The sequence below is a fragment of the Streptomyces sp. NPDC059787 genome (assembly GCF_042732315.1).
GTDB classification, from domain to species: domain Bacteria; phylum Actinomycetota; class Actinomycetes; order Streptomycetales; family Streptomycetaceae; genus Streptomyces; species Streptomyces atrovirens.
In genome coordinates this window covers 28110-44761 of sequence record NZ_JBHWHX010000050.1, presented here as the reverse complement: position 1 = coordinate 44761, position 16652 = coordinate 28110, and the positions used below count along the sequence as shown (strand labels likewise).

Below are 16652 nucleotides of genomic sequence, written 5' to 3'. Positions count from 1 at the left end.
TTCGTCGCCTGCGACACGTTGCCCGCGGCGTCCACGGTCCGTACGTACAGCACGTTGGGTCCGGCGGTCGGCGGCTTGGCGTTCGCCAGCGTCGCGCTGACGCTCGTGGCCGTACCGGAGGCGCGGCTGACGGAGAACGGGTAGCTCGCCGAGTTGAAGCCGTACTCGTAGCGGACCACGTCCGTGTTCAGTGCGCGCACGGTGAAGGATCCGGGTGTGCCGAACTTCTTGGTGGACCAGTTGGCGTCCTCGGCGTCGTTGCCGAAGCCGTTCTCACTGCCGTCGGCGTTGGGGAAGTCGGTGGAGCCGACCTTGGGCGGTTTGGGTGCGGTGGTGTCCAGGACGAAGCGGCAGGGTGTCGTGGCGGGGGCGTAGGCGGAGGTGGAGTTGGCGTCGTCGATCGCGCGCACCCGCCAGGAGTAGAGGGTGTTGTTGGTGAGCTTGCTGGTGGCGAATGCGCCGGTGGTGCGCAGTGCGACGTCCTTGTCGCCGCCGACGGAGACGTTCCCGGTGGTCTTCAGGAGGTCACCGGTGGTGTCCCACTTGCCCGTCGGCCACAGGTCGAAGTCCAGGCGGTCGAGGTTGTTGTCCTTGTCGGACGCCCGCGCGGTGAAGGTCAGGTCGCCCGAGCCCATGCGGACGTACGGCTCGGTGGTGGTGCACTTGGCGTCCGGGCCGAGGTCGAGCGACCTGGCGTCGACGGCCGGCTTGCGGTTGTAGACGAGTTCCAGCACGGGCGCGTTGTCGCCGTTGGCCCGGAACTTCTTCCACGCGTACTGCGATTTCTCGTCCCGGGCCCGCAGCCCGAACGTGATGCTGTCCTTGCCCTGGTCGGCCCGCTGTTGCGCGGCCTTCTTCACGTCGAAGGTCTCGTAGGCGTCCCGGCAGCCGGACTTGTAGCCGTGCGCGAAGCTCTTGGTCGCGAACTTGTTGCCGTCGGTCAGCTTGGGCGCGTTCTTCCAGTTGGTGTGCCCGTTGACCGCGCCGGTGAGGTGCACGCTCATCGAACGGGCGCTGCACGACCAGGAGTACGTCTCCAGCATCCGCAGCTTCGCACTGGTGATCTTCGTGCCCTTGAGGCCCTTGTCGAAGGCGATGTTGAAGTACGAGCGCGAGGTGCCCCAGGTGTCCGACTCGAAGCCGACCCGCGCCTCGTGCGTACCGCCCTTGTTGAACCCCTTGCCGTTGTAGAACGTGGCGTTGGGGTGGCGGCTGTAGGCGGTGGTCCAGTTCTGGGTGTGCTTCTTCACCGACGGGTCGACGAACACCGGATAGGTGGTCGCCGGGTCGTCGAGGAAGGACGGCTCGGGGGTGAGGACCCAGTTCGCCCCGGACAGGTCGGCCTCGACCAGCTCGCCCCGGGAGTCGGGCGAGGGCCCGTCGAGCCCGGCCAGGCCGAGGGTGGCCGCCGGGCCGGTCGGCGTGGGCGCGGGTGTCGGCTCCGCCGGCGCGGACGGCAACGGCGACTCCGGCACCGTCACCTCGGGACCGTCGCTGGCCACCGGCAGGGTCTCCGGATGGGCGTCGGCCTGCTCGTCGGTCTCGATCAGCTCCTCGGTGGGACCGGGGCTGTCGCTCGGCAGGTCGGTGGCCGACTCGGTGGGGCCGGGAGTCTCCGAAGCGGTCGGCTGCGCGGTCGCGCCGACGCCGCCGTCCGTCACCGCCGGCGCTCCGCTGCTGTCCCACATCAGCGGGGTCGGCGAGACCGCGATCTCCTGGGAGTAGACGTTCTCGGCGGACAGGACACCCGTGACCGGGTCCAGCCGGAACGTCAGGTCGTCGGAGGTGATGCCGTACGACAGCCGCTGGGCGAGCGGATTGGCCGCGGCTGCCCGGTTCTTCAGGACGAGCAGCTGGGCGAAGCCCTCGTCGTCGGCCGTGAGCACCAGATCGGCGCCCGGGAAGATCTCCGGGTACAGGGCCCGCGAACCGTCGATGACGGGGGCGGGGACGGCACCCGGCCAGGTCAGCTGGATGGTGTAGCCGTCCACGGTCAGGGTGACGAGCGGGCTCGCGGTCTCGTCCGAAGCGGCCCCGGCCCCGTTGAGCAGGGAGACGCGGCGCACGGTCGAGCGCGAGGCGCGCCGGTCCTCCCGCGCCGGCGAGCCCTTCTCGGAGCCGGCCGAGAAGACCATCCGCGCGTTGGTGGCCTTCGGTTCCCAGCCGTCCTCGGTGCGGTGGAGGTCGTAGTCGATGTCCTTCCACTCGCCGCCCACCTTGGCCCGGACCGGCGAGGAGTGCAGGTTCTTGACCATGAGGCCGTCGGGTCGCGCCCACGTGGTGGAGCGCGCCGTACGCGATGCGGTGACCTCGACGAGCTCGCCGGTCCTCCGCGCCCGCGACACGGCGGCGGCTTCGGTCACCGGCTTCGCGCTCCGGTCACGGTGCGGTTCTCCGCGGGAGCCGGAGTCGTCCAGGCCGAGGCCGACGAAGGTGATGCCGGTGGCGGCGAGAGCCGCGGTCAGCACGGCGGCGGTGGTCCGATTTCCGGGCAGCCCCCGGCGCCGGGTGCGCTCTGTGCGCGTCATCGGGCGAGTTCCCCTTCCCCCCTTGGAACCGGCGCGGAAACAGGCGCGGCCGGGCGAGCCGATGATGACCCATGAGCGCGCGGACGTCACGCTTCGCGTTGAGCACGCGGGATGAGCGGATCGGGCACCGGGGCCGTACCTCCGGGGGACACGAATTGCCGTCAACCGCCTCGCTGGACGCGCAAGCTGACGTCAATTCAGTTCCAAGCCGGACAAAAATTCCCCGCGCCGACGAGTGTTTGCGGCTGAATCCGGTGAATCGCGCGCTACCTCAGGGAAATGCGGGTGTCGGCGTTACCTCGGATAGGCGAGAACTGTGCATTACGGAGCGTTATGAAGTGTTGCGTAACGTGACGGTGATCACATCCGCACGGTCGATCTGGCGGAACTTCACAGACGCTGCACAAAATCAGCTCATCTGATACGCCATCACGCGTGGTCCGAACCCGGTCCCGCCTCACTGGTCCGGGGGGACCCCGTCGTGTTCGGTCGCTACTCACCTGCCCGCCGTGGCCGCACGCGCCGTGTGCGCGCGGCCGTCGTGCCCACCATCGGGGCGGCCCTGCTGGTGGGCCTCCTGCCTGCGCAGTCACTGGCCCTTCCGCCCGATCCGTCCGTGGCCGAGAAGGGCCGCGAAACCCTCGACCTCGAGGCGCTCGACCAGGGTAAGCCGCTCTCGGGCGAGGCCTTCGAGCGGGACCTGGAAACCCTGAAGGTCGACGTCCCCGCAGACCTGGAACAAGCCCCGGCCGGCACGGCGACGGCGCCCGCCGCCGACTCCGGGCTCGTCAGCTTCGGCTCCGCCGCGACGGCCGGCCAGGCCACCGTGCGCGCGGGCACGGACGCCCGGCAGGCCGGCCTCACCCCGGTCGAGGACCTTCCCGTCAGCCTCGGGCAGGCCGCGGACCAGCCCGCGCCCACCGGCACCTGGCAGGTGTCCGTCGCCGCCCGTACCGCGTCCGTCTCCCAGGGAGTCGACGGCGCGCTCATCACCGTCCAGGCACCCGCCACCGGCTCCGTGCCCGTCTCGGTCGAGCTCGACTACGCGAAGTTCAAGAACCTCTACGGCGCGGACTGGGCCTCCCGGCTGCGCTTCGTCCAGTTCCCGGAGTGCTACCTGACCACGCCCGATGTCGAGGCGTGCCAGACGTACGAGGAACTGGAGACGACCAACGACACCAGGACCCAGACGATCACCGCGACGGTCGACACGGCGGCGGACGGCACCGTCACACCGGCCGTGGCGAAGACCCCCGGGGCCACCGGACCCTCCGTCGCCCGGGCCGCGTACCGCACCTCGGTCACGCCGGCCGCGGCGGGCGGCGACACGGCCGTCGTCGGCGCGGTCGATTCCGGCGGAGGCGCGGGAGGGACCTTCAAGGCCACGCCGCTGGCCTCCAGCGGCTCCTGGCAGGCCGGCGGCTCCTCGGGAGCGTTCACCTGGTCGTACCCGCTGACGGTTCCCGCCGCTCCGGCAGGTCCCGCTCCGCAGATCACCTTCAGCTACAACTCCCAGTCGGTGGACGGCCGCGTCGCGGTCTCCTCACCCCAGTCCTCCTGGATCGGTGAGGGCTGGGGCTACGACCCCGGTCACATCGAGCGCCGCTACCGCTCCTGCCAGGACGACCGCAAGACCCTGGACGCGGGCACCCCCAACAACACGGCCAAGGCGGACAAGACCTCCGACCTGTGCTGGGTGTCGTACAACGCGGTGATGTCCCTGGGCGGCAGGAACGTCGAGCTCGTGCGGGACGCCCCCGCGGGCAGCGACCCGGAGACCGACACCGAGGTCTACCGTGCCCAGACCGACGACGGCACCCGCGTCGAGCACAGGACGGGCGGGACCAACGGCGACGACAACGGCGAGTACTGGATCGTCACCACCACGGACGGCACCAAGTACTACTTCGGCCTCGACCAGGTCGGCGGTGGTCACGCCGACGCCAACTCCGTTTCCACCGTCCCCGTCTTCGGCAACCACCCGGGGGAGCCCTGCCACGCCACCGCCTTCGCCGACTCCCGCTGCGGGGCCGGCCGGCAGCAGGCCTGGCGCTGGGGCCTCGACAAGGTCGTCGACGTGCACGGCAACGTGATGGTCGTCAACTGGAAGCAGGAGACGAACCACTACGCGGTCAAGAAGAAGTTCACCTCCCCCGAGCAGTACGAGCGTTCCGCCCACCCGACGACCATCGAGTACGGCATGCGCTCCTCCGACCTCACCAAGCCCTCCGCGACGGTCGAGTTCGGCGCCGAGCAGCGCTGCCTGAAGTCGGAGACCGCCTGCGACGCGGCGAACTTCGCCAAGACCGACGACCCCGGCGCCTACCGCCCCTGGTGGGACACCCCCGGCAACCTCAACTGCAAGTCGACGTCGAAGCTGTGCCCCGCCTTCCCGTCCTTCTGGACGCAGATGCGTCTGGACACGGTGACGACGAAGGCCGCCCGCGCCGGCCAGACCGGCCTGGGCAAGGTCGACACCTACCAGCTCCACCAGTCCTTCCCGGAGGACTGGTACGACACGGCCCCCGGACTGTGGCTGAACTCGATCACCCGCCGGGGCTTCGCCCCCGGTGACACCACCGGCACCCTCCAGCACAAGGACGGCGTCAGCTTCGCCGAGTACTCGGTCGGCTCCACGTCACCCCTGCGCGCGAGACTGAAGGACCGCCAGCTTCCCAACCTCGTGCCCAGCGGCCCGAACGACCAGCGTCCCGCCTTCACCCGGCCCCGCATCGGCACGGTCGCGACGGAGCACGGCGGTGACATCGAGGTCGAGTACAAGGGCGGCTGCGCCAGTGAGCCGGCCGAGGACAAGGGCAGGGGCAACGGCACCTGCTACCCGGTCCGCTGGTCGCCGGACGGTGACGAGAAGACGCCGGCGAAGTCGTGGTTCAACAAGTACGTCGTCCACTCCGTCACCCAGACCGACAAGGTCACCTCGCACGGCAGACCCGTCCACACGACGTACAAGTACACCGGCCCCGCCTGGGCCAAGAACGACGACGAGTTCACCCGCCCGTCCCTGCGGACGTTCAGCGTCTGGCAGGGCTACCGCCAGGTCGCGGTCACCAAGGGGAGCAAGACCACCTCCCAGTCGGGCGAGCCGCAGGCGCAGTCGTACTCCGAGACCCGGTACTTCCAGGGCACGGGCGGGGAGGTCAAGGACTCCACGGGCAAGTACACGCTGGTCACCGACGACGCACCGCAGTACGCGGGCATGACGGCGGAGAGCATCACCTACCTGGACTCCGACAAGCGGGTGCAGAAGCGTGCCCTGAGCTTCCCCTGGTCGAAGCAGACCGCCTCCCGCTCCCGTGAGGCCGAGAACGGCACCGCCCTCGACCCGCTGCTCGCCCACCGCACCGGCGTCAAACGGTCGGACGAGATCCAGACCGTCGACACGAGCTGGCGGGCGGTACGGACCCTGACGACCGTCGACGACACCTACGGTCTGCCGGTCCAGGTCGAGACGTCCGTGGTCAAGCCGAACGGCACCGGCGAGACCCTGTCCGACCAGAGCTGCACCAGGACGGCGTACGCGCACAACACGACGGCGTGGCTGATCGGCCTGACGAAGGAACAGCGGACCACGGGCACCTCGTGCGCGGGGTACGACACCGCGGACCCGGCGACCAAGCTCGTCAAGGCGGTCCGCAACAGCTACGACGGCCTGTCGTACGGCGCGACCCCGACCAAGGGCCTGCTCACCTCCCAGGCCGGTGTCGACGGTGCCGGAACCTCCTACTCGGTCGTCACCAGCACGACGTACGACCCGCTGGGCCGTGTCCGCACGGTCACCAGTCCGGGGGTCGGCACGGCCGAGACGCAGTACACCCCCGCGGACGCCGGCGGGCCGGTCACCGCCACCAAGGTGATCAACGCCAAGGGCCATGCCGTCACGACGACCTTCGACCCCGGCCGGAGCCTGGCGCTGACCGTCACCGACGCCAACGGCCGGGTCACGCGCAACGAGTACGACGCCCTCGGGCGCCTGGTGAAGGGCTGGTCGCCGTCCCGCTCCTCCGGCGGCAAGTCGCCCGACGTCGAGATCTCGTACCAGGCGGCGATCGCCACCGCCGAGACGACCCGCCCCGCCGCGGCCACCACCAGGAGCCTCAAGGACGACGGGACGTACAGCCGTCAGGTGGTGATCTACGACGGCCTGATGCGCCCCGTGCAGACGCAGTCCGAAGCCCACGGCCCCGGCCGTGTCGTCACCGACACCACCTACAACGACCACGGCCTGGTCAACGAGCAGACCAGCGGGTACCTCGCGAAGGGTGAGCCGGCCGCCGAGCTCTTCGCCCCCAGGTCCCGGTCCCTGATCCCGAGCTGGATCAAGTACCGCTACGACGGCCTGGAGCGCAAGCAGCGCGAGTCGACGTACCACGACGGCGACTTCGCGTACGCGGCCTACACCTACTACAGCGACACCAGCACGTACGTCGACCCCGCCGGCTCCACGGCCCCGCGGACCCGCACCTTCACCGACGCCCTCGGCAGGGTCACCTCCGTCCGCCACTACAAGGACGACGGGAGCACCAGCGAGGGGCGCGCCACCTCGTACGAGTACGACGCGCGCGGCTACCGCACCAAGGTCACCGACCCGGCCGGCAACGCGTGGACGTACACCTACGACGCACGGGGACGGGTGACCTCCGCCACCGACCCCGACACGGGCGAGACGAGGACGTGGTACGACGAGGCCGACCGGCCCCAGAAGGTGACGGACGCCGAGTCCAGGACGACGTACACCGAGTACGACGAGCTGGGCCGGGTGGAGGCCGTCCGTGAGGGCTCCGCGACGGCCGTCCCGGTCAAGGAGTTCACGTACGACAGCCTGCCGGGCGCGCTCGGGCAGCCGGTCGCCTCGATCCGCCACACCCTGAACGGGGACTACGTCGACCGCGTCACCGGTTACGACACCGAGTACCGGCCCACCGGCACGGAGACGGTGGTCCCGCCCGGTTCGCTGACGACGGGCGTCGCCGGAACGTACGCCTACGCGTACACCTACACACCCGTCACGGGACAGGTCCAGTCGGTCACGCTGCCCGCCGTGGGCGGGCTGGCGCAGGAGAAGGTCGTCACCCGCTACAACGCGGACGGCCTCCCCGAGTCGACGTCGGGCCTGGCCTGGTACACGTCCGACGTGACCTACTCGCCCTACGGCGAGGCCCTGCGCACGGTGTCCGGCGCGCAGCCGTACCGGGTGTGGACGACGAACTTCGTCGACCCGCACACCGGCCGGCTCCAGCGCACGGTCGCGGACCGTGAGACCTCCGGTCCGCACCGTCTCGCCGACGGCTACTACTCGTACGACAAGTCCGGCACCATCACCTCCCACGCACGCCGGCTGACGGATGCCTCGGGCTCGTCGTGGGACACCCAGTGCTTCACCTACGACGTGATGGGCGAGCTGCTCAACGCCTGGACGTCGAACATCACCCCGACCGGCTCCGACGACGGCTGCAAGGCGTCGAACGGCGCGACCTGGGGCCCCCGCACGGACTACATGGCCTCGTCCGGCCCGGTGGCCGACGCCCCCGACGCGTCGACGGACGTGTCGAGCCCGGACACCTCGCTGGCCTCCACCCGGGCGGCCACCGCCCCCGACGCGGCCACGGTCTCCACGGGAGGCACCGCCTACCACCAGTCCTTCACCTTCGACTGGCTCGGCAACCGCGCCGCCATGACCGAGCACGACCCGGCAGATGCCACGAAGAACATCTCCTTCAAGTACGGCTACGGCACGCCCCAGCCGCACACCATGAAGTGGATCGGCTCCGACCCGGCCGGCAAGGGCAGCAGCTACACGTACGACGCGACGGGCAACACCGAGGTCCGCGACCTGCCCACCACCACGCAGAACCTCACCTGGACGCAGGAGAACAAGCTCGACACGATCACGGACGACGGCAAGAAGACCACGTACGTCTACGACACCGCCGGAAATCGCGTCCTGGAGAACTCCCCGTCGGGTTCGACGCTCTACCTGGGCGACACCGAGGTGACGACCGACGCCGCCGGGGCGATCGTCCGGGCCTCCCGCACCTACGCGCAGGCCGGCGCACCGTCGGTGACCCGCACGACGAGCAACGGCGCGACGACGGGTCACCAGCTCAGCGTGCTGCTCATCGACCACCTCGGCACGGCGAACACGGCGGTCTCCCTGACGAGCGGCCAGGCGGTCACCCGCCGGGCCTTCAAGCCCTACGGCGAGACCCGCGGGGCCAAGCCGTCGGTCTGGCCGAACAAGCGCGGCTACCTGGGCGTCGGCATCGACGACACGGCCACCGGGCTGACCCACGTCGGCGCCCGCGAGTACGACCAGGCCTCCGGCCGCTTCCTCTCGGCGGACCCGGTCATCGACATCGCCGACCCGCTCCAGATGAACGGCTACGCGTACAGCGGCAACAGCCCGGTCAGCCACAGCGACCCGAGCGGACTCTGGTGCGACAGCTGCAACGACGGCAACGGCTGGACCCGTCCCGACGGCGGCACCCAGGGCGACCCGGACGGAGGGCTGAACTCCGACGGTACGGTGCGAGGTACGCCGCACGGTAGCGACGGCTGGGAAGACCCCACCAAGTGGAACGCCAGTCAGACGCCCCGGACGAACGACATCCAGGAACTGCTCAAGCACTTCCTGATGAACAGTCCGAACGGCGACTCACCCGAGACCGACTACTGGGTGACGCCCATCTACGAGAACGACGGTCCGGGCAACGCGTGCTTCGGCCGGGAGGCCTGCCGCCAGGCGTACAAGTACCTGCTGCGCCACGACGACGTGGCGGAGGCCAAGCGCATCGCCGCCAACTACTGCGTCGCGAACTTCAACGAGTGCGTGTCGGACGCCAAGGCGTTCGAGCGCGGCAAGCTGGTCGAGGCATTTATCGGTGCGCTGATCACCGGAGGAAGGGGTGGCTCGGCGGCCGTGGCCACTGGAAAGCGTCTGAAGGGAATGAGCTGCTTCAGATGCTTCCTGGCGGGGACGGATGTTCTCATGGCCGACGGGACCACCAAGGACATCGAGGACGTAGAACTCGGGGACGAGGTCTTGGCCACTGACCCCGAGACCGGCGAGACCGGACCCCGCAGGGTCACCCGCCTCATCGTCACCGAGGATGACAAGCACTTCAACGAGTTGTCGATCGCCACGGCCGACGGCATCGAGAAACTCACCGCGACCCACGAGCACCCCTTCTGGTCCCCGTCGGAGCGGGACTGGATCGAAGCGGGCGAACTTACCGCGGGCATGACCCTGCGCACCGACACCGGCGACACGGTCGTCGTCACCGGGAACCGTGCCTTCACCAGGCACGCCCGTACCTACAACCTCACGGTTGACGACCTGCATACGTACTATGTGCTGGCGGGGGCTACGCCGGTGCTGGTGCACAACAGCGGGTGCGAGGTGTTTCCGAACACGATGCCCGCCACCCTCGACAGGGAGCTTTCCCTGGCGGACAGACTGGGCGTCAAGCCGGTCAGTCCAGGATCGGCCGGGTTCGATTCCGCAGTCGGTTCCGGTACCGTCAAGTGGGCGGTACGAGAGGACGGGAGCCTCGTAGTCGTGCCCAAGTTTGCCAACGGCCAGGAGATCTCGCATTCGGTTCTCACGCGGGGGGCTCCGGTACGCGCGGCCGGCGAGGCCGAGATCGCCGGATCATCCCGGGACGGTTTCTTTGCCTTGGAGATCAACAATCACAGTGGCCACTTCCTGCCGTCGAGCGAAAGCCTGCAGATCGGTAAGGATGCGTTCACAGCTGCGGGAGTTCATTTCTGATGAGCCGACTCAACGATCTGGCGTCGCTCGATCTGCGATCGCTTTGCGAGGCCCTGGCAGCGGATTCTCTCGCTTCTGCCGATCTGGTTGCCGGTGAGTGGCTGGGTGTCATTGAGCTACTGACGATGCGTTTGGCCGATGGCTGTGGCGAGTTGTCGGAGGAACATTGGGGAATGTGTTCGGCGGCTATCGGACATGCCCTTCGAGTGGCGGTGTCCACAGGTGTGATGGACCGCCGTGAGAGCGTGATTAGGCGCTTGAATCTCGCTAACGTACTGCTTCAGCAGGTGCCACCGAATTCCGAAGTTGACATGCTGAACCCTGACCACCTGATCGATCTCCTCTTGCGAGAAATGCCGATATCGGTTGAGGAGGCCAGGGTGTTGTCGACTGACTGGCGTACCTTGGAAACTTCCCAGATCCGTCTCCTGCGGTCCGTCAAGAATCTCGTCTCACCGGCACTTGCGCTTGCCGGAATGGTTTCTCGGGAGGATTTGAGAAAGCGCCTGAATCCGTGGGGAGAAGTGCTTCCCTTGCTGCCTTGAGGTGCGTGGGAGATACGGGAACCCAGGCCCCTCTGCGAAAACCGTGAACACTTCGGCCCGAAGTGTTCACGGTTTCGCGAAGGGTGGGCCACTTGGCGCCTCCCCGACGGGGATCGAGGGCTGTGAGGGCCAGCCATCCACCGTCCGGCAGTCGCCGCTGCCGGACGGCATGCCACCACCACGCCACCCGCTTCACCCTGCAGGCATGCCTGGGCCCCGTTTTCCTCCGGGCCGCGGAAGCAGACACCGGCAAAGAAGCGGGTGGTCATACGGTCACTTCGCGATATGCGTGAGGAAGGCGACCCATGCAGTGGGGGAGAGGTCGAGTCGGGGGCCGGAGGTGTCCTTCGAGTCGCGTATGAGGACGGCGGCGGGAGTGGTGGCCACTTCGACGCAGTTGGAGGCGTCGGGGCTGTGGGAAGACTTGCGCCATTGGTGATCGGGCATGGTGACTTCAGGTCTCCTGGGCGATGCGGTGGATCAGGTCGCGGGACTTTGCAGGCTTGAGGGCGTTCGACTCCATGCGGTCGAGCACTGAACGGTACTTGTTCAACTGGGCTTCCGCGTCCAGGAAATCGCACCCATGGTGGGTGTCCAGCTGCACGGTGTCGAGCTGTGGGACGGGACCCAGCAGGTAGTCGATCGACTGCCCCGTTCCCGGGAAGGAACCCTTGCCGAACGGGATGACCCGGACGGTGACGTGTTCCAGTTCGCTCATGTCCAGCAGGTGTCGGAGTTGGGCGCGGACGGTCGTGGAGCCGCCGTACCCCATGTGCAGTGCGGACTCGTGGATCACCGCCGTATAGGGCGGTGGGTTCTCGCGGTGGAGAATGCCTTGGCGCTTGATGCGGTGGGTCACACGGTGCTCGATCTCGTACTGCCGCAATGGGGGTACCGCTTCGCAGAAGAGCGCACGGGCGTGGTCTGTGGTCTGTAGCAGTGCCGGGATGTGGACGACCAGCGCCACGCGCAGGGCTGCCGCGTGGTGCTCCAGTTCGGCGAGATCGATGAGGCCTACCGGGAGATGCTCGCGGTACTCCTCCCACCAGCCTCGCGATCGCCGTCCGGTCATTGCGGCCAAGGCGTCCACCAGCCCAGCGTCGGGGCAGGCGTAGGCGTGTGCCATGGAGTGGATCCGGTCGGCGCTGACGGGCGTGCGGCCCGTCTCGATCATGCTGATGCGCGCCTGGTTGACGCCGAGCAGTTCACCGGCGCCAGTCGCGGTGAGGCCGGCCCGTTCACGGAGCTTGCGCAGCTCAGCGCCCAGTCTCCGCTGCCGCAGCGTCGGATTGTTCGTGGGCGGCAAAGTGTGTCCCTCCTGGCCGCGAGGCGGCGCGTTTCTCCCTCACACGAGAGAAGCATGGATGGTTTCCGCTTGTTCCGTAGGAACCATCTAACCATCGGCCGTACGGTGGTCACGCAACGCTCGACCACCCGCTCCGTAAGCCGGAAGTGCACCGCAAGCCGCGGCACCGCCACCGTCCGACGGAGTCGTTGAGCGAGCCCAAGTCCCCTTCAACTCCCCGGAGACAACCATGGTCACCGTAGCCCCGCCCCACCCCTGGACGTACGCCCTTCGCCTCCCTCATGACCCCCGCGCGGTACGCGTCGCACGCATGACGGTGCGCTCGACGGGCACGGCAGGCAGGACGCTCTCGACGTCGTGGAGTTGCTGACGTCGGAGCTGGTCACCAACGCCTACCTGCACACCACGGGGGCCGCCTCCCTGCGGCTCACGGGGCTGAGCGACGGACGGCTGCGGGTCGGGGTGTGGGACAGCGACCCGTACATCCCCGCCCCGTTCGGAGGGGTCGGCGAGGACTTCGTACCGCTCGCTCCGACCGATGCCGGTTCCGGGCGCGGACTGCGCCTCGTGCAGGAGTACGCCGACTCGTGGGGCGGCTGGGCTCTCGATGGCGGTGCGTCGGGGCGAGGGGCCGGGAAGCTGCTCTGGTTCGAAGTGGGCGGGCGTGCGAAACTGCCGCTGTTGCGGAAGTGAACGGTGTGACCAGGGGGCGAGGGCGGATGAGTAAGCGGCAGACGCGGAAGATGCTGCAGCTGATGGCGAGCGGGGAGCCGGTCGAGCTCACCAGTGCGATGGCGTCCGTGAAGAAGCTCGCCAAACTCGCCTTCGTCGCCCAGCAGTTCGGGTACGAGTACGCGGACGTACGGCAGGGCGGCGGGAACAACAGTCAGCTGAGGATGCTGATCGTGCCCGATCACAGTCCGCAGGCCCGCGCCCGCGCCGCGCAGAACCGGGCGCAGTACCCGAACGCCCACGACGGGGTGTCGGTGCCGCCGCTCGTTCCGGACGCCTTCGAACTCCTCAAGGCCCGCATCAACTTCGACCTCACCGGGAAGAGCGCCGAGAAGCGGATGGGGTACGGCGCCCTCGGTGTCTCCATCGGCTGCGTGGTCGTCGCCTACCGGATGGGCGGCGCGTCCTCCGACTTCGTCGTCGCGGCCGTGATCTGGCTCGCCCTCATGGCCGTCTTCGGCATCGGTCTCCTCGTCACCCGCAAGCGCAACGCCAAGTTCGCGGCCCGGCTGCAGGCGGCCGGCTTCGCCCCGGTGGCGGACGAGACGGGCCGGGTGCGTTATCTGCCCCCGGGCGGGCAGCTGCCGGGGCAGCAGGGCAATCCCTTCGGGGCCGGCCCGTACGGGGCCCAGGGACCGGGGATGCCGGGCGCAGTGCCCGGAACGCCCGCACCCGGTTACGGCCACCAGCCCCCGACGCCGTACGGCCGGCCCACTGCCCCGGGTCCTTACGCCCAGCAGTCGCCGGCCGCCTACGGCACCCCGCCCGCGCCCGCCCCGTACGGCACCCCGCCCCAGACCCCCGGCCCCTACGCCCAGCCCCAGCCGCCGTACGGCCGGCCCGCCCAGCCCCCCTACCCCCAGCAGAACCCCCACTGGCAGCCCCCGCAGCGCTGAAGCCGCCGTACCTCTCACCCGGTCCCCGCCCCGGGTGAGCGCATCGTTCCCTCCCGGTCACCGCCTGCCACAGCGACGAAACGCCTCCTCCCTACCTTCGGGATCAGCCCCTCGCGGCACCGCCCGCGCCCCCGGAGAGCAGTGGAGGCCTCATGACAGCCCGCAGCGGCCGCTGGATTCACGAGTGGGATCCGGAGGACGAGACCTTCTGGAACCGGACCGGGGAGAAGACCGCCCGTCGGAACCTCTTCTTCTCCGTGCTGTCCGAGCACATCGGGTTCTCCGTCTGGACGATGTGGTCCGTGCTGGTGCTCTTCATGGGTCCGGAGTACGGGCTGACGCCCGCCGACAAGTTCCTGCTGACGTCGGTGGTCACGCTGGTCGGTGCCGTGGTCCGGGTGCCGTACACCTTCGCCGTCGCCCTCTTCGGCGGGCGGAACTGGACGGTGATCAGTGCGGGACTGCTGCTCGTGCCCACCGTCGCCGCGTTCGCCGTGATGGAGCCGGGGACGTCCTTCTCCACGTTCCTCCTCGTCGGCCTGCTGGCCGGTATCGGCGGCGGCAACTTCGCCTCCTCCATGACCAACATCAACGCCTTCTTCCCGCTCAGGAAGAAGGGCTGGGCGCTCGGGCTGAACGCCGGCGGCGGCAACATCGGCGTCCCGGTGATCCAGCTCGCCGCCCTCGCGATCATCGGCGCGAGCGGCGGGCCGCGCGTGCTGCTCGGCATCTACATCCCGCTGATCGTCGTCGCCGCCGTGCTCGCCGCGCGGTACATGGACAACCTCGCCTCGGTGAAGAACGACACCGGCGCCGCCAAGGACGCCGCCAGGGAAGCGCACACCTGGATCATGTCCTTCCTCTACATCGGCACCTTCGGCTCGTTCATCGGCTACAGCTTCGCCTTCGGACAGGTGCTGCAGAGCCAGTTCGACCGCACCCCGCTCGAAGCCGCCTACGTCACCTTCATCGGCCCGCTGCTCGGCTCCCTGATCCGCCCGGTGGGCGGCTCGCTCGCCGACCGGTACGGCGGCGCGCGGATCACGCTGTGGAACTTCGTCGCCATGGGCGCGGCGACCTCCGTGCTGATCGTCGCCTCCATGCGGGAGTCGCTGGCGCTGTTCACCGTCGCCTTCGTGGTGCTGTTCGTGCTGACCGGCCTCGGCAACGGGTCGACGTACAAGATGATCCCCGGCATCTTCCAGGCGAAGGCCTTGGCCAAGGGGCTCACGGGTGAGGAGGCGGTGGCGTACGGACGGCGGTTGTCCGGGGCGTCCATGGGGCTGATCGGCGCGGTGGGCGCGCTCGGCGGGGTCGGCATCAACCTGGCCTTCCGCCAGTCCTTCCTCTCCTACGGCTCCGGCACCGGCGCGTTCGTCGCGTTCCTCGCCTGCTACGCGGTCTGCTTCGTGGTCACGTGGGCGGTATACCTTCGCCGTCCGGCGGCCCGGCCGACGGAAACGGATGCCGCTCCGGAGGAGAAGCAGCAGCTCAGCTACGCCAAGGTGTGACGGGAAGTGACGTAACACTGGTGACATGAAGCCGAACCGAGCCTGTCACGGATCGTTGACAGGCTCGATCGGCGTGAAGGCGGAGCCGCGCCTTCACGCAGTACGCACCTTCGTGCGGTACACCGACTCGAGCCCGGGACGAGAGCCATGTACGACGAACAAGAGCAGCCACCGGAACACGGGCCCCTCGCGGGGTTCACCGTGGGTGTGACCGCGGCGCGACGGGCCGACGAGCTGGGCGCGCTCCTTGAGCGGCGCGGAGCCGCCGTGCTGCACGCCCCCGCCCTGCGGATCGTGCCGCTCGCCGACGACAGCGAGCTGCTGGCCGCCACCAAGGACATCATCGGGCAGGCCCCGGACATCGCGGTCGCCACCACCGCCATCGGGTTCCGGGGCTGGGTGGAGGCCGCCGACGGCTGGGGGCTGGGCGAGGACCTGCTGGCGCGGCTGCGCGGGGTGCGGATCCTGGCGCGCGGGCCGAAGGTGAAGGGCGCGATCCGGGCCGCCGGGCTGACGGAGGAGTGGTCGCCGGCGTCGGAGTCGCTGGCCGAGGTGCTCGACCGGCTCCTCGAGGAGGGTGTCGACGGCCTGCGGATCGCCGTACAGCTGCACGGTGAGCCGCTGCCCGGGTTCGTGGAGTCGCTGCGGGCCGGGGGAGCGGAGGTGGTGGGGGTGCCGGTCTACCGGTGGCTGCCGCCGGAGGACCTCGGCCCCGTCGACCGGCTCATCGACGCGAGTGTCGCCCGCACCCTGGACGCGGTCACCTTCACCAGCGCGCCCGCCGCCGTGTCCCTGCTGTCCCGCGCGGAGGAACGCGGACTGCTCGACGACCTGCTCGCCGCACTGGGCCACGACGTGCTGTCCGCCTGCGTCGGCCCGGTCACCGCGCTGCCGTTGCAGGCCCGCGGCATCGACACGGTGCAGCCCGAGCGCTTCCGGCTCGGCCCGCTGGTCCAGCTGCTCTGCCGGGAACTGCCCGCTCGGGCCCGCGCGTTGCCCGTCGCCGGGCACCGGGTGGAGATCCGGGGGCACGCGGTCCTGGTGGACGACGCGCTCAGGCCCGTACCGCCGGCCGGGATGTCGCTGCTGCGGGCGCTGTCCCGGCGGCCCGGCTGGGTCGTCTCCCGCGCGGAGCTGCTGCGCGCCCTTCCGGGCGCGGGCCGCGACGAACACGCGGTGGAGACCGCCATGGCCCGTCTCCGCTCCGCCCTCGGCGCCCCGAAGCTGATCCAGACGGTCGTCAAACGCGGCTACCGCCTCGCCCTGGACCCGTCGGCGGAGTCGAAGTACGGGGAAGGCTGAGCGGCCGTCCGTGCGGACGGCCGGCACCGGGTCCTGTCCGGTG

Annotated in this window: 9 protein-coding genes; 6 read left to right on the top strand and 3 right to left on the bottom strand. The window is 69.5% G+C overall.

Translation table 11 applies throughout. The features are described 5' to 3' along the window. Window positions 1-2528 (bottom strand): DNRLRE domain-containing protein (locus ACFV5H_RS32025; protein WP_385198393.1); only part of this gene is annotated, 2528 nt, incomplete at its 3' end. A gap of 541 nt (window positions 2529-3069) precedes the next feature. On the opposite strand from ACFV5H_RS32025, the gene ACFV5H_RS32020 reads away from it, so the two are divergent. Further along, window positions 3070-10317: a polymorphic toxin-type HINT domain-containing protein gene (locus ACFV5H_RS32020; protein ID WP_385198391.1), complete on the top strand. Its 7248-nt coding sequence runs from the start codon at window positions 3070-3072 to the stop codon at window positions 10315-10317. After that, on the top strand, window positions 10317-10862 hold the full coding sequence (locus ACFV5H_RS32015; RefSeq protein ID WP_385198389.1) for a hypothetical protein: 546 nt from the start codon (window positions 10317-10319) through the stop codon (window positions 10860-10862). The genes ACFV5H_RS32020 and ACFV5H_RS32015 overlap by 1 nt, the downstream gene beginning before the upstream one ends. Window positions 10863-11135: 273 nt before the next feature. Here the strand turns inward: ACFV5H_RS32015 and ACFV5H_RS32010 are convergent, their stop codons facing one another. Then, window positions 11136-11309: a DUF397 domain-containing protein gene (locus tag ACFV5H_RS32010; protein WP_385198388.1), complete on the bottom strand. Its 174-nt coding sequence runs from the start codon at window positions 11307-11309 to the stop codon at window positions 11136-11138. 7 nt (window positions 11310-11316) lie between these two features. Further along, window positions 11317-12168, bottom strand: a complete 852-nt coding sequence (locus ACFV5H_RS32005; RefSeq protein ID WP_385056813.1) for a helix-turn-helix domain-containing protein — start codon at window positions 12166-12168, stop codon at window positions 11317-11319. 357 nt (window positions 12169-12525) lie between these two features. On the opposite strand from ACFV5H_RS32005, the gene ACFV5H_RS32000 reads away from it, so the two are divergent. The 4 genes from ACFV5H_RS32000 to ACFV5H_RS31985 all read left to right on the top strand — a co-directional run bounded on the left by ACFV5H_RS32000 (window position 12526) and on the right by ACFV5H_RS31985 (window position 16609). Beyond that, the gene (locus tag ACFV5H_RS32000) at window positions 12526-12861 is read left to right on the top strand and encodes an ATP-binding protein (RefSeq protein ID WP_385056811.1); all 336 of its coding nucleotides are present in this window, start codon (window positions 12526-12528) and stop codon (window positions 12859-12861) included. Window positions 12862-12887: 26 nt separating this feature from the next. Continuing rightward, window positions 12888-13796: a hypothetical protein gene (locus ACFV5H_RS31995; RefSeq protein WP_385198387.1), complete on the top strand. Its 909-nt coding sequence runs from the start codon at window positions 12888-12890 to the stop codon at window positions 13794-13796. Between the two features lie 152 nt (window positions 13797-13948). Continuing rightward, window positions 13949-15307, top strand: coding sequence for a nitrate/nitrite transporter (locus ACFV5H_RS31990; protein WP_385198386.1), 1359 nt, complete (start codon window positions 13949-13951; stop codon window positions 15305-15307). 147 nt (window positions 15308-15454) lie between these two features. Further along, on the top strand, window positions 15455-16609 hold the full coding sequence (locus ACFV5H_RS31985) for a uroporphyrinogen-III synthase (protein WP_385056804.1): 1155 nt from the start codon (window positions 15455-15457) through the stop codon (window positions 16607-16609). Window positions 16610-16652: the final 43 nt, after the last annotated feature.